The following is a 19,447-nucleotide window of genomic DNA, read 5'->3' as shown; positions in this document are numbered from 1 at the left end:
CCCCTTAGGGAGCGCCATCATGACCACTTCAATCAAAACCGTTCACGCCGACCAGAACCCGACCACCGCACACCTCACGGCCGAGGACGTCGAGAACCTTGGCCGCGAGCTCGACGCCATCCGCGAGCAGGTCGTCGCAAGCCGCGGCGAACGCGACGCCGCCTACATCCGCAAGGTGATCGACGGTCAGCGCAAGCTCGAACTGGGCAGCCGCGCCGTCCTGCTGTTCTCGTTGTTCCCGCCCGCGTGGGTCGTCGGCACCGTCGGATTGTCGATCTCCAAGATCGTCGAGAACATGGAGATCGGCCACAACGTCATGCACGGCCAGTGGGACTGGATGCGCGACAGCAAGATTCACTCCACCACGTGGGAGTGGGACAATGCCTCCCCCGCCGAGATGTGGAAGCACTCGCACAACGAGGTCCACCACACCTACACCAACGTGCGCGGCAAGGACCACGACCTCGGCTACGGCATCATGCGCGTCGACGAGAACCAGAAGTGGGTGCCGTTCTACCTCGCGCAGCCGCTGTGGAACTTCATCAACGCCTGCGTCTTCGAATACGGCATCGCGGCGTACGACCTGCAGATCGGCAAGTACCTCAAGGGCCGGACCGACAAGGCCGAGTTCCAGGCCAGGGGCAAGAGGGTGCTCGCCAAGATCCGCAAGCAGGCCACGCGCGACTACCTGCTGCACCCGTTGCTGTCCGGCCCGTCTGCAGTCAGCACGCTGACGGCCAACCTGACCGCCAACCTCGTCCGCAACGTGTGGACGCACTCGGTCATCATGTGCGGTCACTTCCCCGAGGGCGTTCAGACCTTCGAGAAGAACTCGATCGACGGCGAGACCCGCGGCGAGTGGTATCTGCGTCAGATGCTGGGCTCGGCCAACATCTCCGGAAGTAAGTTGCTGCACTTCATGTCCGGCAACCTGTCGTTCCAGATCGAGCATCACCTGTTCCCCGATCTGCCCAGCAATCGGTACCAGGAGATCGCGCCCAAGATCCAGGACGTGTTCGAGCGCTACGGCCTGACCTACACCACCGGTTCGCTGCCGCGCCAAGTTGGCTCGGCCTGGAAGACGGTCTTCAAGCTGTCGCTGCCGAACGACTTCAAGGTCGGCAACCTGTTGCACCGTCGTCGGCCCACCGCCGCCGCCGAGCGCCCGGCACTCAAGGCCGCTTAGCGCGATTTCGGCGCGCAAACGTTCGGTGAGCGAACGTTTGCGCGCCGAAGCCGTGAAAGAATGATTGTGATCACTCGCAATCTTATGTAGCGTGCATCACATGCCCTATGACGTGATCGTGCGCAACGGCTCGTGGTTCGACGGCACGGGCGCCCCGCCGCGGGTGAAGACCCTCGGCATTCGCGACGGCGTCGTGGTCTCGGTGTCCGACGAACCGCTCGACGAAACCGGGTGCCCCGACGTCGTCGACGCCGAGGGCAAGTGGGTCGTGCCCGGCTTCGTCGACGTGCACACCCACTACGACGCCGAGGTGCTCCTCGACCCGGGGCTGCGCGAATCCGTCCGCCACGGCGTGACGACGGTCCTGCTCGGCAACTGCTCGCTGTCTGCGGTGTACGCGAACAACGAGGACGCCGCCGACCTCTTCAGCCGGGTCGAGGCCGTGCCGCGCGAGTTCGTCCTCGGCGCGCTCAACGACAAGAAGACCTGGACGACCGCCGCCGAATACGTGGCCGCCCTCGACGCCCTGCCACTGGGCCCCAATGTGAGCTCCCTGCTTGGCCATTCGGACCTGCGCACGTCCGTACTCGGCCTCGACCGCGCCACCGACGACACCACCCGGCCGACGCCCGCGGAACTCGACGCGATGACCGCCAAGCTCGCCGAGGCGCTCGACGCCGGCCTGCTCGGCATGTCCGGCATGGATTCGGCGATCGACAAGCTCGACGGCGACCGCTACCGCTCCCGTGGGTTGCCGTCGACCTTCGCGACCTGGCGGGAACGCCGCGCGCTCATCGCGGTACTTCGCAAGCGGCGCAGAATGTTACAGAGCGCACCCGACGTGGCCCGCCCGTGGACGGCGCTGCTGTTCTTCCTGTCCAGCAGCCGGATGTTCGGTCGTCGCCACGGCGTGCGGATGAGTCTGCTGGTTTCCGCGGACTCGAAGGCCGCGCCGGGGGCGGTCAGCGTGTTCGGGCCCGGCACCCGACTGCTCAACCGGGTACTGGGCGCCAGCGTCCGCTTTCAGCACCTACCCGTCCCGTTCGAGCTGTACTCCGACGGCATCGACCTGCCGGTGTTCGAGGAGTTCGGCGCGGGCACCGCGGCGCTGCACCTACGCGATCAGCTGCAGCGCAATGAACTGCTCGCCGACACCGAATACCGCCGCGAATTCCGGCGCGAGTTCGACCGCCGCAAGCTCGGACCGACGTTGTGGCACCGCGACTTCCACGACGCGGTCATCGTCGAATGCCCCGACGAGACGTTGATCGGCAAGAGCTTCGGGCGGATCGCCGAGATGCGTGGGCTTCATCCGTTGGACGCCTTCCTCGACGTGCTCGTCGAGAACGGCGAGCGCAACGTCCGCTGGACCACCACCGTCGCCAACCACCGCCAGCGCCAACTCGACAAGCTCGCCACCGAGCCGACGGTCCACATGGGCTTCTCCGACGCAGGCGCACACCTCCGCAACATGGCGTTCTACAACTATGCGCTCCGACTGCTCAAGCGCGCACTCGTAGCCGAGCGAGCGGGCCGACCCTTCATGACCGTCGAACACGCGGTGCACCGCCTGACCGCGGAGGTCGCCGACTGGTTCGGCGTCGACGCAGGCAGGCTGCGCGAGGGCGACGCCGCCAACTTCGTCGTCATCGATCCGGCCGGTCTCGACGACGCGGTCGACGGCTATCACGAAGCGCCGGTGTCGTTCTACGGCGGACTGAGCCGCATGGTAAACCGGAACGACGCTGCCGTCGTGGTCACGGCCGTCAACGGCGAGATCGTCTACCGCAACGGCGAATTCCGCGACGGCTATGGCGTCACCGGCAAGTCAGGTCGCTTCCTGCGCGCGGCGGAGACGTCCCGTCCCACCGCCGTGCGCGCCTGATGGCGAGGACTCAACAGGAACGTCGCGAGGAGACCGTCGCGCGGCTTCTCGACGCGAGCATCGCCACGATCGTCGACGTCGGTTACGCCAGGGCGTCGGCGGCCGTCATCACCAAGCGCGCCGGGCTGTCCGGCGGGGCGCTGTTTCGCCACTTCGACACCATGGGCGACTTCATGGCGGCCACGGCGAGAGAGGTGATGCGCCGCCAGCTCGACCTGTTCGGCAAGAAGATCGCCGAGATCCCAGCCGCGCAGCCCGCCCTCGAGGGGGTTCTGCACGCGATGCGCGACGTCACCCGCAACGACACCAACGTGGTGATGTACGAACTTTTGATCGCCGCGCGCACCGACGAAAAGCTCAGGGCCACACTGCAGGAGGTGTTGAAGGACTACAGCGCGCGGATCTTCGACACCGCCACCACCCTGCCCATGGCCGACCAGTATCCCGCCGGGGCGATCGCGGCCCTCGCCGCGCTGCTGACCAACTCCTTCGACGGCGCGGCCATCATCCACCACGTCCTGCCCCAGCCCGAGATCGAAGCGGGGCGCATCCCGCTGCTGCTCGCGCTGCTCGCCCCCGGCGAATCGAGGAACGATGACTGAACGGATCCGCCAGTTCGCCAACGACGGCCTTACCTTCGCCGTCACCGACGAAGGACCGGTGGACGGTGACGTCGTCGTCCTGCTGCACGGGTTTCCGCAGACCTCCAGCTCGTGGGGCGCGGTGTGCGAACGACTGCACGCGAGCGGGTACCGCACGTTGACGTTCGACCAGCGCGGCTACGCGCCCACCGCCCGGCCGCGGGGCCGTCGCGCCTACCGGATGAGCCGCCTGGTCTCCGACGTGGCGGCCCTCGCCGAGGCGACGGGCGGCCCGGTCCACCTGGTCGGCCACGACTGGGGAGCGGCCGTGGCGTGGTCGACGGCGGCCGGCCGGCCCGACGTGGTCCGGACTCTGACGGCGGTCTCGGTGCCGCATCCGAAGGCGTTCCTCGGCTCGATGCTGATCAGCAGCCAGATCCTGCGCTCGTACTACATCGGACTGTTTCAGCTTCCGCTGTTGCCGGAGTGGATGTTTCGTCAGCCACGGCTCGTCGACCGAATCCTTGGCACGACCGGGATGACGCCGCAACAGATCGCCACGGTGCACACCGAGATCGTCGCTTCCGGATCGTTGTCGTCGGCCGTCAACTGGTATCGCGCGATGCCATTCGCGAGCCCGAGGTATATCAGGAAGGTCGCCGCCCCCACGACGTACGTGTGGAGCACCGGCGACACCGCGCTGGGCAGGCGCGGCGCCACGATGTGCGCGCGCAACGTGTCGGGCCCCTACCGCTTCGAGATCACCGACGGTTCGCACTGGCTTCCCGAGGAGCAACCGGACCTGCTTCACGACCTGATCGTCGACCGGGTCGCGGCCTGACGGATCCCCGTCTCATGTAAACCTCGTGTTACGTCCGTGTTGCGGATAGAGTGTGCACATGGACGACAAGTTGGTGTTCTCTGAGGTCGAGGCGCTGCGCGCAGACAAGACGCGTGCGGTTCTCTCACCCGAGTCCCTCGAGGTTCACGTTCGGGTGGTCGACCACCTCGCCCACACCAGCAGCGCGAACTACGTCCCCGACGAAATCCTCGACACCCTGGTCCACGGCAGGGTCAGCACCATCGCCGCGATCGAGCTGAGCTTGGCCGGGTGGTGGCGCCGACTGGACGGTGGCTACGTGATCGTCGACCAGGAACTGATCGACGCGATGTCCCACACCCCGACGCGGCGGCGGCTCGGTGCGGCGTGCCGGCGGATGTGGCGCTTCCTCAACAGCGAGTCGGTCATCCCGCTGTAGCCCGTCACCGGGCGCTGGGCCTCGACAACCCCAGATGCCCCCGCAGCGTAGTACCGGCGTATTCGGTGCGAAACCGGTTGCGGCGCTGCAAGATCGGTATGACGTGGTCGACGAACGCCGCCAACTCGTGCGGAAGCGTCGACCCCATGATGGTGAAGCCGTCGACCGCGCCGGCGTCCTGCCAGGTGGCGATGTAGTCGGCGAGTTGCTCGGGCGTGCCGACGAAGTGCGAGTGGCCGGCGCCGCCCCTGACCTCCTGCGCCACCTCACGCAACGGCGCATCGGGACGGGCGCGGGCTGCGGCGAAGAGCTGGTCGGTCCGGGTGGACGGCGACGGCACCTCCCACAGCGACGCCGGAAGTGGGGCGTCGGGATCGAACCCGTCGGGATCCAATCCGGCCGTGTAAAGCGCGTTCTGCCAACGAAATTCACTGCTGGACAGGTCCTCCAGCCGTTGCGCCCGGGAACGGGCCTCGGCTTCGGTGCCCCCGAGGGTCACCATCAGTGCGGGCAGCACCAGCACCTGGTCGGGATCACGACCGAGGGCGGCGGCCTGCGCGTGCAGATCGGCGCGGAACGCCACCGCCGCCTCCAGCGACGGCGGTCCGGAGAACGCCATCTCGGCGTGCCGGGCGGCCAACCGCACCCCGGCCCCCGATTGCCCGGCCAGGACCATCACGGGACGCCCCTGCGGCGAGCGCGGAAACGGCTGGACGCCCTCGACGTCGTAGAACCGGCCGTGAAAGCGCGGGGCCCTCAGTTTGCTGCGGTCGGCCCAGACACCGCCATCGCGGTCGCCGACGATCGCGTCGTCGGCCCAGCTGTCCCACAGCCGGGTGGCCACCTCGACGAACTCGTCCGCACGCGCATACCGGTCGGCGTGATCGGGATGGCTGCGGTCGCCAAAGTTGGCTGCGGCCAACGGCGTCACGGTCGTGACGATGTTCCAGCCGGCACGACCACCGCTGATATGGTCCAGCGTGGCAAACCGCCGAGCCAGCTCATACGGCTCGTTGTAGGTCGTCGAACCCGTGCCGATCAGCCCGATGTGCTCGGTGGTCGCGGCCAAGGCCGACAGCACCGCGATGGGGTCGAACTGGACCTGAGGGAGGTGCGTGGCGCGGTACTCGGCGATCGCGATGTTGTCGGCAAGGAAGATCGAGTCCAGCAACCCCCGCTCGGCGGTGCGGGCGATGTCGGCGTAGTACGACAACCCGAGCACGTTCCTGACGTCGTCCTCGGCGAGACGCCAGGCAGATTCGTGGTACCCGTTGGGCCAGATGAAGGCGTTGAAGTGCAGCGGTCGTGAGCTCATCGAGCCTGACGCTAGGCGAATGCCGCGCCGGAGGGCAAGCTCGCCGGTTGATCGATTCGCTTGCCCAGCAGTGCAATCCACGCTTGCAGACCGTCGACTACGCCACGTGCTGCACCCGTGGCGGCGCCCTGCCGCGTCTCCAACAGCTCGACCACGCGCCTACATCTGGCGATCTCATCGGCAAGTTCGACGTCGGGAACCGACGCCAACCGGTCTTCCGGCCAGCGACTGTAGAAGGCTGCCGACTGGTTCAACAGCACGACGAGCTCGGGCGTGGATCTGCGGAGCAGCCGGCGCCCCGTCCGCATCGCGACACCTGCGGCAAGAAACGCCAGGATCGACGCGATGGTGAACACCCAGCCGCCAGCCCCGACCCCACTCATCGGTACCGGCGGTTGCATGATCGGAGTTTACTGCCAAACGCCGACGTCGCACGGGCTTTCTCGCGATGACTTCGGAAGGCGGATTCGGTGGTGAGCAGCGGAGAGGGTAGAAATCAACCATGCTCAGAACCGTCTACGACGACGACCACGAAGCGTTCCGGAAGACCATCAGGGACTTCATCGAATCCGAAGTCGTGCCGGTGTACGACGACTGGTGTACCGCAGGCATCGTGCCCCGTGAGTTCTACAACAAGCTCGGCGAGCTTGGCGTCTTCGGCATCGAGGTCGCCGAGGAGTACGGCGGGGCGGGCATCGAGTCCTACAAGTTCCAGGCCGTCCTGTCCGAGGAGACCAACCGCGCCGCCGTGGCGTTCGGCGCCTCCGGCGCTCACGTCACCCTGTGCCTTCCCTACCTCCAGTCCTACGCCACGGAGGAGCAGAAGCAGCGCTGGCTACCCGGATTCGTCAGCGGCGACCTGATGTTCGCCATCGCGATGACCGAGCCGGGAACGGGATCCGACCTTGCCGGCATGCGCACCACCGCCAAGCTGACCGACGACGGCAAGCACTACGTGCTCAACGGCGCCAAGACGTTCATCACCGGCGGTGTGCACGCCGACCGCATGATCGTGGCGGCGCGCACCGCACCGCCGCGCGACGACGACCGCCGCCACGGCCTGTCCCTGCTGATCGTCGACACGACGCTCCCGGGCTACTCGGTGGGCCGCAAACTCGACAAGCTCGGGCTGAAGGTGTCCGACACGGCCGAGCTGAACTTCACCGACGTCATGGTGCCGGTCGAGGATTTGCTCGGCGAGGAGAACCGCGGCTTCTCCTACCTCGGCAACAACCTGCCGAGGGAGCGGCTCGGAATCGCCGTCAACGCGTACGCCCAGGCGAAGGCCGCCGTGCAGTTCGCGAAGAGGTACACCCAGGACCGCACGGTGTTCAACCAGCCGGTCGCCAGCTTTCAGAACACCAAGTTCGAGCTGGCCGCGTGCCAGGCCGACGTCGACGCGAGCGAGGCCGTGGTCGACCGCGCGCTCGAGGCCATCGACAGGGATGAACTGACCGCCGCCGACGCCGCCTCCGCCAAGCTGTTCTGCACCGAGATCGCCTCCCGCGTGATCGACCGCTGCCTCCAATTGCACGGCGGCTACGGCTATATCACCGAATACCCCGTCGCCCGGCTGTACGCCGACAGCCGGGTCAACCGTATCTACGGCGGCACCAGCGAAGTGATGAAGTTGATCATCGCCAAGAACATGGGACTCTGACGTGAACCTGATGGAAATGTTCAGCCTCGAGGGCAAGGTCGCGATCGTCACCGGCGCATCGTCGGGACTCGGGGTCGCGTTCGCGCAGGCGTGCGCCCAGGCCGGGGCCGACGTGGTGCTGGCCGCGAGGCGTACCGAAAAGCTCGGCGCCACAGCCGACTTGGTGACTGCGGCGGGGAGGCGGGCGGTGACGGTTCAGACCGACGTCACCGATCCCGAGCAATGCCAGGCAATGGTCGACCGCGCCATGGCGGAGTTCGGCCGCGTCGACGTGCTGGTGAACAACGCGGGCATCGGCACTGCGGTACCCGCCACCCGCGAGACACCCGAGGAGTTCCGGGCCGTCGTCGACGTCAACCTGCACGGCTCGTACTGGGCGGCTCAGGCGTGCGGCAGGGTCATGGAGCCGGGCAGTTCGATCGTCAACATCGCGAGCATCCTCGGACTGACGACCGCCGGTCTCCCGCAGGCCGCCTACAGTGCGAGCAAGGCGGCAATCGTCGGGTTGACCCGAGACTTGGCCCAGCAGTGGGGATCTCGCAAGGGCATCAGGGTCAACGCCATTGCGCCGGGCTTCTTCAAGTCGGAGATGACCGACGAGTACAAGCCCGGCTATCTCGAGTCGTTGAGTGCCAGGTTCGTGCTGCCGCGGATGGGCGACCCCGCGGAGCTGGCCGCGACGCTGGTCTGGTTGGCGTCACCGGCCGCGGGTTACGTCACCGGGCAGACGATCGTCGTCGACGGCGGCGTCACCATCACCTAGCGGTGGAATTACCTCCCTAGGGGTGTGGTGGAGGAGCCCTAGGGGGAGTGAACTGGTGTCAGCGTCGAGCAATCGCCCGACCTCCCGGTAACGGGTGCCGCAAGGCACCAATCGGAAAGGCTCACACCATGCTTGGACTCATCGTCAGCATCATCGTCGTCGGACTCATCGCCGGAGCCGTTGCCCGGCTGCTCATCCCCGGCAAGCAGAGCATGTCCGTCGTCATGACCATCGTTCTCGGCATCGTCGGCTCGTTCGTCGGCGGCTTCCTCGGCTACCTGCTCTTCGGCAAGGACGCCGCCCAGGGCTTCCTGCAGCCCGCCGGAATCATCGGGTCGATCATCGGCGCGGTCATCGTGATCCTGGTCTGGAGCCGGGTCGGCAACCGCAGTTCCACCCGCACCCGGTAGTACCCCCCGACACGACGATCGACCCCGGCAGCGTCGCCGGGGCCGATCGTCGTCGTTGTCGGTGTCGGGACTAAGCCGCCACCTCATCCATTCGTGGCTTAGGCCGCCACCGTGTCCTTCTGCATCTCGCGCAGCGCCGTCCGCAGGCCACGCCGCCGGCCGGTCTCCGGATCGATCCCGAAGGTGTCGCGCATGCCTCCGCGAATCCGGAACTTCAACTCGGAGTTGGTCTCCGGGGCGTCGTCGGGCGTGCCCTTCAGGAACCTGTTGGGCAGTGCGAGTTTCAGGATCGTCCAGAACGACTGGCCGTACTGCCGCAACAGCGGACCGGTCGTATAGGGCAGGTCGTACTTCTCACACAGCGCCTGAACTCGTTCGGAGATCTCCGCGTACCGGTTGCTGGGCAGATCGGGGAACATGTGGTGCTCGATCTGGTAGCAGAGGTTGCCGCTCATGAAGGCCATCACCGGACCGGCCTTGAAGTTCGCCGACCCGAGCATCTGGCGCAGGTACCACTCGGCCTGCGTCTCGTTCTCGTACTCCTCCTGCGTGAACTTCTCTGCGCCGTCGGGGAAGTGGCCGCAGAAGATCACCATGTACGACCAGTAGTTGCGGATCAGGTTCGCCACCGCGTTGGCGCCGAGGGTGTGCTTCCACGCCGGCCCGGTCAGCGCCGGGAACACGACGTAGTCCTTGCCGACCTGCTTGCCGACCTTCTTGCCGATGATCTTGAGGTCCTTGCGCACCTCGGCCATCGACTTCTCGCCCTTGCGCCACTTGGTCGTCTCGACCCCGTGCAGCGCCACGCCCCACTCGAAGAGCGTTCCCAGCAGAATGTTGTAGATCGGGTTGCCGATCATCCACTTCTCCCAGCGCTGATCGCGCGTGAGACGCATGATGCCGTAACCGATGTCGTCGTCCAGGCCGACGATGTTGGTGTACTTGTGGTGGATGAAGTTGTGCGACTTCTTCCAATGCTGAGTGGGCGAGGTGGTGTCCCACTCCCATTCGGTGGAGTGAATCTCCGGGTCGTTCATCCAATCCCACTGCCCGTGGGTGATGTTGTGGCCCAACTCCATGTTCTCGATGATCTTCGCGGTGGCGAGCGCGGCGGTGCCCGCGGTCCAGGCGAGCTTGTCGCGGCTCGCGAAGAGTGCGATTCGGCCGAACGCGGCCAATCCTCGCTGCAGCTGGATGGTCTTGCGGATGTACTGGGCGTCGCGTGCGCCGCGCGACTCCTCGATGTCGGCCCTGATCGCGTCGAGCTCGCGTCCGAGTTCTTCGACGTCCTCGGGGCTGAGGTGGGCGTATTCCTTGATGTCGCTGATTGCCATGTCGACTCCTAGATGTTGAGGGTGCAGTCGCCGGATGCCGCGGAGATGCACGTCTGAATTCGATCGCCCTCGCCGTGTTCACTACCCGACCGGAAGTCGCGGACGTGCCCGGATTCCAGTGGCAGGACACAGGTTTGGCAGATGCCCATCCGACAGCCGAACGGCATCTGAATGCCGAGCTTCTCGCCGGCCTCCAAAAGCGAGGTGGCGCCGTCGACTTCGATCGTCTTGTCGGAGATCGCGAAGGTCACCGTGCCGCCCTCGCCACCCTTGTCGGTGCGCGCGATGACGAACCGTTCCATGTGCAGGCGGTCTTCCGGCACTCCGCCGTCGGCCCACACCTTCTCGAGCGTGTCGAGCATCGCGGGTGGCCCGCATGCCCAGGTGGGTCGGTCCTTCCAGTCCGGAACCAGCCGCTCGAGCTCGGCCTCGAAGTCGAGGTGACCCATGTCCGCGGTGAGCTGGAGCAGCAACTCGTACGGCCACTCACCGCGGTTCAGTTCTTGCAGTTCGTCGTGGAAGATGACGTCCTTTGCCGAGGGGGCCGAGTGGATGTGGACGACGTCGGAGGTCTGCCCTCGCTGGTTCATGGACCGCAGCATCGCCATGACGGGGGTGATCCCGCTGCCCGCGGTCACCAGCAGCATCTTCGCCGGCGGCGGATCCGGCAGGGCGAAGTCGCCCTTGGGTGACGCCAGGCGAACGATCGTTCCGGGTTGCACACCGTTCACCAAGTGCGTCGACAGAAACCCCTCCGGCGTGGCCTTGACCGTGATGGAGATGAGCTTCTTGTCGCGGACCGGAACCGACGTCAACGAGTAGGACCGCCAGTGCCATTTGCCGTCGATGCTCAGGCCGATGCCGACGTACTGACCGGGTTGGTACTCGCCGGAGAAGCCCCAGCCCGGCCTGATGGACACGGTCGCGGTGTCCTCGGTTTCCTTCTGCACGTCAACGACTTCACCGCGGAGCTCTCGCGCCGACCACAGCGGGTTGAGCAGCGTCAGGTAGTCGTCGGGCAGCAGCGGTGTCGTCGCCCGCGCCGCGAGGCCGCGGAGTAGGTTCGTCGGCGACCCGGTGCCCGCCTCCACGTTGCGGGCGGGCTTTTCGGTCCAGCGGACCAGGTCGCGCAAACTCGGGCTCATCGTGCACCTCGGGATCCGTTGACGGGAGAGCGGCGCTCAATTGGTGAACACATGTACACCCAATACCCACCGGTAACCAAAGTCAACCCGACTGAGGCGAACTAGGGGGCTATTTGCCGGAATCCGTAATAGTCGGCGGAGTCACGGCCTCGACCTCCACCTCCACGCCCGTGTCGTGCTTCGTCGACCGCATGAAGTCGTCGATGATCTCGGCCACTTCGTTCGGCGCCTCGACGTGCGCGAAGTGCCCGACGCCGGGCAACACCTCGAGCCGACCACCGGGACGGGCCGCCATGGCCGCGTGGCCGTGCTCGACGGGGATGATCTGGTCGTCCTCGCCCCAGATGGCCAGCGTCGGCAGTTCGGACCGGACGTGCAGGCGGTTGATCGCGCTGACCGCCTGGCCGCGGTAGTCGACGACCGACCGCAGGGTGCGCAGGAAGGCGTCGCGCGTCGGGCGATCCGAGAACGACGAGTAGGCCCGCCAGATCTCACTCGCCCGCGGGTTCTTCATCCCGGCAGAGGTGAACCACGACCCGATCTTGTTGCCCACCTTGAGAACTGGCGTCGGCGCGATGACGGGCAGCACGAACTCCGCTCCCGGCGCCGACAGCAGCCGCAGAATGAAGCCGACGTCCGTGCCCAGCCCACCGCTGCTGATCAGGATGAGGCGTTCGCAGTAGTCGGGATGCTGATACAGGAACTGCATCGCCACTCCGCCGCCGAGGGAATGGCCGACGATCGTCGCCTGGGCGATGCCCAGCTCGTCGAGGAGGTCGCGCAGCGACACGGCGAACGCGCCGAGGGAGTAGTCGCCGCGGGGTTTCGCCGTCTGCCCGTGGCCGAGCATGTCGGGCGCCACCACGCGATAGTGCTTGGACAGGCGCGGAATCAGTTCGCGCCAGGCGTCGGAGCTGCCTGCCATGCCGTGGATCAGGAGCAGGACCTCGCCGCTGCCCTCGTCTCGGTAGGCAACTCGTTCGCCGTGCAGGTCGAGGAACTTGACGTCATTCATGGTCGATCTCTCCGTCTCGGTTCGATCTCTGGGTTCTGGACACTACTCACCAGTAACTTCGAGCATGGCCGATCGAGACGAAGCCGTCAACGCTCCAGTTAGCGGGCGCGCTTGGCGAGACGCTCAGGATCGAGGATCAGGACGCTCTTGCCCTCCACGCGGATCCACCCGCGTTGGCTGAAATCGGCGAGCGCCTTGTTGACGGTCTCGCGCGACGCCCCGACCAGTTGGGCGATCTCCTCCTGAGTCAGGTCGTGGGTGACGCGCAGTGCGTTGCCCTCCTGCGCTCCGAAGCGCTGCACCAGCTGCAGGAGTTGCTTGGCGACGCGGCCGGGCACGTCGGTGAAGATGAGGTCACCGAGGTTGTTGTTGGTGCGGCGCAGGCGTCGGGCCAACACGCGCAGCAGTTGCTCGGCGATCTCGGGGCGGCCCGAGATCCAGGTCCGCAGCGCTTCGCGGTCCATCGAGACCGCACGCACCTGCGTGACCGTGGTGACGCTGGAGGTCCGCGGGCCGGGATCGAAGATCGCCAACTCGCCGAACATGTCCGACGGACCGAGGATGGTGAGCAGATTCTCGCGGCCGTCGGGCGCACTGCGGACGATCTTCACCTTGCCCGAGACGATGATGTACAGCCGGTCACCGGGCTCGCCCTCGACGAAGATCGTGTGACCCCGCGGGAAGTCGACCGGCTGCAGTTGGCTGGCCAGGGCGGCGACCGCGGCGGGCTCGACTCCCTGGACGATTCCGGAGCGGGCGAGGACGTCCTCGACGTTGCCGGGGTCGACAGTCGACTTCATGCCTGCCCCGGGCGACGGCCGTTGCATCTCTCGGATTGCGCGCACATGCCTGTGAGCGTGGCGGTGCCGATCGGGTTTGTAAAGCACCAAGCGGTGAGTCGACGCGCCGAGTGGCCACTTACGACACGCAGGGGGCAAGAAAGCGTGCGACAAGTGGCCACTCGCGCGCGACTCAGACGTCGGTGGTGATGTAGCGGGTCTTGACCGGCGGAGCGGCCAGCAGCGGCGGAAGGTCGGTGATCTTGCCGTCGCCGGCGCGGAACGCTCGGTAGGCCTCGTCGTCGGCGACGGTCTCCCAGACTTCGTAGATGATCCAGTGCGCCTCGTCGTCCTCGTCGACGAGCACGTCGATGACATTTGCCCCCTTGAACCCGCGGGTCTTGGCCAGTTCGCGGACGAACACCTCGCGCGCTTCGGCGACCGATTCGGGCTTGAATCGCAGCTCGAGCATGACGGTGACGGACATGGGATCTCCTGACGTGTGTGGGTCGTCGTCAACCTTGTCAGACGGCCAGCTCGACGACCACGTCGCCACCCGCTGGGTCGGCACCGGCCACCAACGACCACGGCGCCCGGTAGATCCGCCCAGGTGCCGCTGGCCACGCCGTCCGTTTGCTGCCGATGACGCGGCCGTCCTGTACTGCCCGCAGGCGCGGGGCGCGGTAGTACTCGTCGACCCAGAACAACAGGTCACCGCGCGGCGCGACCCCACCGTCGGAGGTGACGAGTTGCGGTGTCACCCAACGCAAGGGCGCGCTGGCCCGAACCCGGATGCCCGCCGCCGCCACCCGTCCGCCGGCGAGCCACTCTTGGACCCGGGGCGCGACGTGTCGACCGTCGAGGGCGGCTGCGTCGGCGGTGTCGACCGGATGCACCAGGTTTCCCACCGCGAACACCCCCGGCGTGCTGGTGCGCAGGCTGGCGTCGACGACGGGCCCGCGGGTCGCGGAGTCCATTGCCAGACCGGCGGTCCTGGCGAGCTCGTGGTCGGGTATCCAGTCGCCGGTCATCACGACGGTGTCGCACTCGACTGTCGAGCGCGCGCCGGTGTCGACGTTCTCCACCGTCACCGACCTGACCCGCTGCTTGCCGTCGACGCTCACCACGCGGCTGCGCGTCAACACCGGCCCGCGCAGCAGCGCGCGGCCGGGGATGCGAAAGGCCGCGTAGGACTCCGAACGGGGATGAGAACTCACCATTGCGACCGTGGCGCAACCGGATTCGCGCAGCGTCAGCACGGCCGACCAGCTGACCAGCTCGGCTCCGACGACGACGGCGCGGCTGCCCACCGCCGCGTGCTGAACGTGGACGAGGTTCTGCAGCTGCCCGGTGGTGTAGATCCCGTCGGGCCGGTCCCCGGGGATCAGCCGGGCGGGACGGGGACGCTCGCGCGCCCCGGTGGCCAGGACGACGGCGTCCGCCTCGACGATGCGACGACCGCGCGGCGACGTGATTTCCAGGGTGCGCTCGCCACTCCATCCGGTGACCATCGCCTCGGTCTCCAGGCGCGCGCCGGCGTCCCGCGCGGCCTCGGTGAGCGTGCGGGCGTAGGTCGGGCCGGAGACGAAGCGCTTGAGGTCCCTCATCCCGTAGCCGAGATGGTCGCTGTGCCTGGGGATTCCACCGGTGTGAGCCTCGCGTTCGAGCACCAGCACCTCGCCCTCGACGAGCGGGGCGAGGGCTGCCGCCGCGGTCAGCCCTGACGGTCCACCGCCGATGACGGCGACCGCGACCCTCACAGCGACGCCTCGAGCAGCGACTGGGTGTGGGCGCCGCAGTAGAAGCCTTGGCAGCGGCCGTTCAACACCCGGGTGCGACGACGGAGCCCGTCGAGGTCGCGGGGTGGGATGGTCGAGGCGAACGCGTCGCGGATCTCGCCTGCGGTCACTCGCTCGCAGAAGCACACGATGCGGCCGTACTCGGGGTCGGCGGCGATGCGCTCGGCGTCCTGATAGGGCCGCGTCGTGGCTTCGCCGATGTTCGGCATCCGGGGCGCGGGCGGCAAGGCAGCGCGTGGGGTCAGGTCGAGGTCTGAGTCGGCGAGCAGTTCCAGAAGGTGTTCTGCCAGAGACATTCCCGCAGTCAGGCCGGTCGAGCGGATGCCGCCGACGAGCACGTACCGTTGGTCGCGGTCGACGTCGACGAGGTAGTCGTCCCGGTCGATTGCCGCCCGCAGACCCGCGTAGGCGGCGGTCACCTCCTCGTCGAACAGGGTCGGCATCAACGCGCGCCCCTTGCTCAGCAGGAACTCGAACCCCTCCTCCGAGGTGCCGGTGGCGGTGCGGTCGGTCAGGTTCTCCGACGTCGGTCCCACCATCACGTTGCCGTAGATGGTCGGGCTGACGAGCACGCCCTTGCCACGCGACGAGGGCACGGCCAGCACGATGCACGGCACCATCGGTCGGGTGAGCTTGTCGAACACCAGGAGTTCGCCGCGCCGCGGGGTGACGGTGAACCGGTCGTAGCCGAACCGTCCGTCGAGGTGATCCGCGCCGAGGCCGGCCGCGTTGATCACCCAGCGCGCCTTGACTTCTCCGGTCGTGGTGACGACGACGGTGTGGTCGTCGTGCCGGACGACGTCGGTGACCATGGCGCCACGGCGCAGGTCGACCCCGCGCTGGACGGCCTCCGTCGCCAGCGCCAGATTCGTGGTCCAGCTGCAGATGATCGACTCACCGGGCACGGTGAGGCCCGCCAGCGCGCCGGGTCCGAGGTCCGGCACGCGCCGATACACCTCGTCGCCCGTGACGATCTCGCATGCGTGGTAGCCGTTGCGTTCGGCCTTGTCCTTCAGCTTCGGCAGGGCGTAGCGCTCCTCCTCGGTCCACGCCACCAGCAAGGCGCCGGTGCGTTCCACCGGGATGCCGACCAGCTCGGCGTACTCGCCGAGCAGGTCGTAGCCGCGGGCGACCAGGCGGGACTCCAGCGTTCCCGGGGTGGCGTCGAAGCCGGTGTGCAGCAACGCGGTGTTGGCCTTGCTGGTGCCGTCCCCCACGTCGTCGCGCCCCTCGACGAGCGTCACCGTCAGCTCGGTGCCACCGAGCGCGCGGGCGATCGCGCTCCCGACGATGCCAGCACCGATGACGACGACGTCACGGATGTCTTGCTGCGCGTTCAGGATTGGTCCTCTCTGGGTGTCAGCGCCGCGGCGGCAGCACGCCGCCAGCGGGCCAGGTGCTCGCCAGCGCGGTCGTCGGACCACACCGGCTCGTAGGTGTGCTCGGGCGTCCAAGTGCCGACGACGTCGGCCGGACTCAGCTCGGGGTCGAGCGCGAGCCGTGCACACGCCGCTGCGCCAAGTGGGGTGGCGTGCGCCGACGGGTAGACCTCGACGGGGATTCGGGCGAGGTCGGCTTGGGCTTGCATCAGGACGTCCGAACGCGTCAGCCCGCCGTCCACCCGAAGCCGCGTCAACGGTTGCCCCAAGTCCTGGCCGACCAGTTCCGCAAGGCACGCGACCTGCGCGGCGATGCCCTCCGCCACGGCCCGAACCAGCTGTCCGCGGCCACTGCTCAACGTCATGCCCGTGAACGAGGCGGTGGCCTGGGCGTCCCACCACGGGGCGGCCAGTCCGGCCAGCGCGGGCACGCAGAGGACGCCGGCGGAGTCGGCCGCCGACACGGCGTCGAGTTGGTCGGCGGCCGGGATCAGACCGAGGTCGACGGCCCACCGGACGGCCGAGGCCGCGGTGTACACCTGCCCGTCCGCACAGTAGGAGGTGCGATCGCGAAGCGTCCACGCCACAGAGGTGGTCAGCCCCGCCGCCGATCGTGCGGCGTTGCCGCCGAGCTGGGCGAGCAGGAAAGCACCGGTGCCGTACGTGCACTTGGCCGCGCCGGGGTCCAGGCAGGCTTCGGCGAGCAGCGCGGCCTGCTGGTCCACGATCAGGCCGGCGACGGGAATCGACTTCTCGCCGAAAACCTTTGTCTCGCCGACGATCTGATCGCAGGCGACGATGCCGGGCAGCGGCTCGTCGGCCAGGCCGAACAGCTCGAGCAGATCGCCTCGCCAGGTCGCCGAATCCAGATCGAGCAGCAGTGACCGGCTGGCCGTCGAGACGTCGGTGACGAAGGCGCCGCACAACCGGTGCACCAACCACGTGTCGGTCGTGGTGACGACGCCGTCACGGGTCAGGTTGGCCCGGATCCACGCCATCTTCGGGGCGGAGAAGTACGGGTCGAGCACCAGGCCGGTATGTCTGGCGACGTCGGCCGCCGACCCGGCGAGGTCCGCGCAGATGGTCTCGGCGCGGCGGTCCTGCCAGACGATCGCCGGGCTCAGCGGCCGGCCCGTCGTGCGGTCCCAGGCGAGCACGGTCTCACCCTGGTTGGCCAGCGCCACCGCGGTGACGGGCACCCCCGCTTCGGCGAGGGCACGTCGTCCGGCGTCGACCACCGAATCCCAGAGCGCCTCGGGGTCCTGCTCGACGCCTCCCCCCGGCAGATACCGGGGGCGCAGCGCGACCTCCGCGATCGACACCACCCGACCGGTGTCGTCGACGACGATCGCCTTGGTGCCCGAGGTGCCCTGGTCGACGGCCAACACGTGGCTCATGGCTGGTGTGCGCCCGCTTCGTGGTCGAGGACCGCGTCGATCGAGTGCTGATCGGGCATGGCCAGGCCGTCCCGCCCGCGGCGGGCGAGCAGATAGCCGAGGTACGCCGCACCGATCACGACCATCACGATGACATAGAGCCAGGCATCCTTGAAGCTGGCGTCACGGAAGAGCGCGAGTTCGAAGACCAACCAGACCACGGCGACGACCAGGATCGGCTTCTCCCAGGCGCCCAGGTCGAACTTGCCGTTCACGGGGAGTTCCTTGCGCTTGACCAGATACAGCACCACGGTGGCGGCGTAGATGATCGCGGGCAACAGCGTTGCGGCGCCGAACAACGTGAACAGGGCGTCTTCGGACTGGGAGAAGATGGCGAGGATCAGCTCGGCGAGGAGGACGAACAGCACCGTCGCCTTGAACGGCGTGTGGAAACGCGGCGATATGTGACTCCACTGCTGCCAGCCTGGGAAACGCTCGTCGCGAGACATGGCCCACGTCAAGCGAACTCCGGTCATCATGATGACCAGCCCGCACGCGAAGATGGCGATGACGACCATGAGGAGAAGCAGGGTGCTGACCACCGACCCGAGGGTGTCGTGGATGACGTCGGCGATCGGGGTTCCCGACTCGGCGAGGGCGACGGGATCTCCCGCGGCCAGCGTCACGGCGACGAGGAAGACGAAACCCAGCACACCGGAGGCGATGACGGCCTGACACATGGCTCGCGGCACCACGCGCTCCGGATCGTTGGTCTCCTCGGCGAGGTTGGCCGCGGACTCGAACCCGACGATCGTGAAGGCGCCGAGCAAGAAGCCCAGCATCCACGGGCCGGCCGACGTCCAGTCGCCGAAGCTCCAGAACCCCTCTGGCGCAACGGCTCCCTTGCTGAACAGATTGGCCCCGTCCATATCGCCGCGGACGGCCGCGACCACCAGCAGCAGCACCGTCAGCGTGACCATGCCGACGAGCTCGAGGGAGACCGCGCCGTTGTTCACCCGCTCGGTCCACTTGGTGGACAACGCCAGCAGCACCGCCTGCAGCAGAAGCACCAACGCGGTCACCCCCCAGGTGACGGCCGCCGTGCCCTCGTAGCTCAGCAGTACCGGAAGCACGGTCGAGGCGATCGTGTAGTCGACCGCGACGACGACGATGGCCAGGAAGGTGAAGGAGATCCATCCGATGATCCAACCCAGGATCGGGTTGGCCAGCCGCGACATCCATTGGTAGGCATAGCCGGTCACGGGCATCCGCGAGGCAATGGTGCCAAGGACGAACGCCACGGCGAGCTGGCCCACCACGGCGATGGGCCACGTCCAGATTCCGACGGGACCCGAGGAGTTGAGCACCGCCCCGTAGGTGGTGAAGATGCCGGTCGCGATGGAGACGAAGGCGAACGCCACCGCGAAGGACGCGAACTTGCCGGTGTGACGCTCCATCGACTGCTTGTAGCCGAACTGCGCCAGCTCGGCCTCGTCACCCCCGCCTCGGAGGGCGGGCTGCGGATCACTCATGGGGGCTCCTCCAAGGTGGTATAGACCAT

Annotated in this window: 19 protein-coding genes; 8 read left to right on the top strand and 11 right to left on the bottom strand. The window is 67.5% G+C overall.

Annotated elements, in window-relative coordinates; genetic code table 11:
- Positions 1-19: 19 nt before the first annotated feature.
- The 5 genes from ASD37_RS24430 (at position 20) to ASD37_RS24410 (ending at position 4,911) form a co-directional block, all read left to right on the top strand.
- Positions 20-1,186, top strand: a complete 1,167-nt coding sequence (locus ASD37_RS24430) for an acyl-CoA desaturase (protein WP_056557789.1) — start codon at positions 20-22, stop codon at positions 1,184-1,186.
- 100 nt (positions 1,187-1,286) lie between these two features.
- Entirely contained in the window at positions 1,287-3,071 is a 1,785-nt protein-coding gene (locus ASD37_RS24425) for an amidohydrolase family protein (protein ID WP_056558241.1), read from the top strand.
- Complete coding sequence (locus ASD37_RS24420) at positions 3,071-3,673, top strand: TetR/AcrR family transcriptional regulator (RefSeq protein ID WP_056557786.1); 603 nt, start codon at positions 3,071-3,073, stop codon at positions 3,671-3,673. Before ASD37_RS24425 ends, ASD37_RS24420 begins: the two co-directional genes overlap by 1 nt.
- Entirely contained in the window at positions 3,666-4,493 is an 828-nt protein-coding gene (locus ASD37_RS24415; protein ID WP_056557784.1) for an alpha/beta fold hydrolase, read from the top strand. Before ASD37_RS24420 ends, ASD37_RS24415 begins: the two co-directional genes overlap by 8 nt.
- Positions 4,494-4,551: 58 nt before the next feature.
- Positions 4,552-4,911 carry a hypothetical protein gene (locus ASD37_RS24410; protein ID WP_056557782.1) on the top strand — a complete coding sequence of 120 codons (360 nt, stop codon included), beginning with the start codon at positions 4,552-4,554 and terminating at the stop codon, positions 4,909-4,911.
- A gap of 4 nt (positions 4,912-4,915) precedes the next feature.
- Here ASD37_RS24410 and ASD37_RS24405 read toward each other — a convergent pair whose 3' ends face one another.
- Both ASD37_RS24405 and ASD37_RS24400 read right to left on the bottom strand, forming a co-directional pair.
- The gene (locus ASD37_RS24405; RefSeq protein ID WP_056557781.1) at positions 4,916-6,226 is read right to left on the bottom strand and encodes an NtaA/DmoA family FMN-dependent monooxygenase; all 1,311 of its coding nucleotides are present in this window, start codon (positions 6,224-6,226) and stop codon (positions 4,916-4,918) included.
- An 11-nt stretch (positions 6,227-6,237) separates the two neighbouring features.
- Positions 6,238-6,627, bottom strand: coding sequence for a hypothetical protein (locus tag ASD37_RS24400; protein WP_156721072.1), 390 nt, complete (start codon positions 6,625-6,627; stop codon positions 6,238-6,240).
- A 101-nt stretch (positions 6,628-6,728) separates the two neighbouring features.
- Here ASD37_RS24400 and ASD37_RS24395 point away from each other — a divergent pair, with 101 nt between their 5' ends.
- The 3 genes from ASD37_RS24395 to ASD37_RS24385 all read left to right on the top strand — a co-directional run bounded on the left by ASD37_RS24395 (position 6,729) and on the right by ASD37_RS24385 (position 9,059).
- A complete protein-coding gene (locus ASD37_RS24395; RefSeq protein ID WP_056557776.1) occupies positions 6,729-7,886 on the top strand; it encodes an acyl-CoA dehydrogenase family protein in 1,158 nt (385 codons plus the stop codon).
- 10 nt (positions 7,887-7,896) lie between these two features.
- Positions 7,897-8,649 (top strand): SDR family NAD(P)-dependent oxidoreductase, encoded by a 753-nt coding sequence (locus ASD37_RS24390; protein WP_370073093.1) that lies wholly within the window; start codon positions 7,897-7,899, stop codon positions 8,647-8,649.
- 128 nt (positions 8,650-8,777) lie between these two features.
- The gene (locus ASD37_RS24385; protein WP_056557772.1) at positions 8,778-9,059 is read left to right on the top strand and encodes a GlsB/YeaQ/YmgE family stress response membrane protein; all 282 of its coding nucleotides are present in this window, start codon (positions 8,778-8,780) and stop codon (positions 9,057-9,059) included.
- Between the two features lie 98 nt (positions 9,060-9,157).
- Here the strand turns inward: ASD37_RS24385 and ASD37_RS24380 are convergent, their stop codons facing one another.
- The 9 genes from ASD37_RS24380 to ASD37_RS24340 form a co-directional block, all read right to left on the bottom strand.
- Entirely contained in the window at positions 9,158-10,393 is a 1,236-nt protein-coding gene (locus tag ASD37_RS24380; protein WP_056557770.1) for a fatty acid desaturase, read from the bottom strand.
- A gap of 8 nt (positions 10,394-10,401) precedes the next feature.
- A complete protein-coding gene (locus ASD37_RS24375; RefSeq protein ID WP_056557768.1) occupies positions 10,402-11,538 on the bottom strand; it encodes a ferredoxin reductase in 1,137 nt (378 codons plus the stop codon).
- A 109-nt stretch (positions 11,539-11,647) separates the two neighbouring features.
- A complete protein-coding gene (locus ASD37_RS24370; RefSeq protein WP_056557767.1) occupies positions 11,648-12,553 on the bottom strand; it encodes an alpha/beta fold hydrolase in 906 nt (301 codons plus the stop codon).
- A 98-nt stretch (positions 12,554-12,651) separates the two neighbouring features.
- The gene (locus ASD37_RS24365) at positions 12,652-13,353 is read right to left on the bottom strand and encodes a Crp/Fnr family transcriptional regulator (protein ID WP_056557765.1); all 702 of its coding nucleotides are present in this window, start codon (positions 13,351-13,353) and stop codon (positions 12,652-12,654) included.
- A gap of 172 nt (positions 13,354-13,525) precedes the next feature.
- Positions 13,526-13,819: a putative quinol monooxygenase gene (locus ASD37_RS24360; RefSeq protein WP_056557763.1), complete on the bottom strand. Its 294-nt coding sequence runs from the start codon at positions 13,817-13,819 to the stop codon at positions 13,526-13,528.
- A gap of 37 nt (positions 13,820-13,856) precedes the next feature.
- Positions 13,857-15,092: an NAD(P)/FAD-dependent oxidoreductase gene (locus ASD37_RS24355; RefSeq protein WP_056557761.1), complete on the bottom strand. Its 1,236-nt coding sequence runs from the start codon at positions 15,090-15,092 to the stop codon at positions 13,857-13,859.
- A complete protein-coding gene (locus tag ASD37_RS24350) occupies positions 15,089-16,474 on the bottom strand; it encodes an NAD(P)/FAD-dependent oxidoreductase (protein WP_056558237.1) in 1,386 nt (461 codons plus the stop codon). The genes ASD37_RS24355 and ASD37_RS24350 overlap by 4 nt, the downstream gene beginning before the upstream one ends.
- Entirely contained in the window at positions 16,468-17,907 is a 1,440-nt protein-coding gene (locus ASD37_RS24345; RefSeq protein ID WP_056557759.1) for an FGGY family carbohydrate kinase, read from the bottom strand. Before ASD37_RS24345 ends, ASD37_RS24350 begins: the two co-directional genes overlap by 7 nt.
- The gene (locus ASD37_RS24340) at positions 17,904-19,418 is read right to left on the bottom strand and encodes an APC family permease (RefSeq protein ID WP_056557757.1); all 1,515 of its coding nucleotides are present in this window, start codon (positions 19,416-19,418) and stop codon (positions 17,904-17,906) included. Before ASD37_RS24340 ends, ASD37_RS24345 begins: the two co-directional genes overlap by 4 nt.
- Positions 19,419-19,447 lie beyond the last annotated feature (29 nt).

Origin of the sequence: Mycobacterium sp. Root135, from assembly GCF_001426545.1 — a bacterium.
Classification (GTDB): domain Bacteria; phylum Actinomycetota; class Actinomycetes; order Mycobacteriales; family Mycobacteriaceae; genus Mycobacterium.
This window is presented reverse-complemented; position numbering and strand designations above follow the sequence as displayed.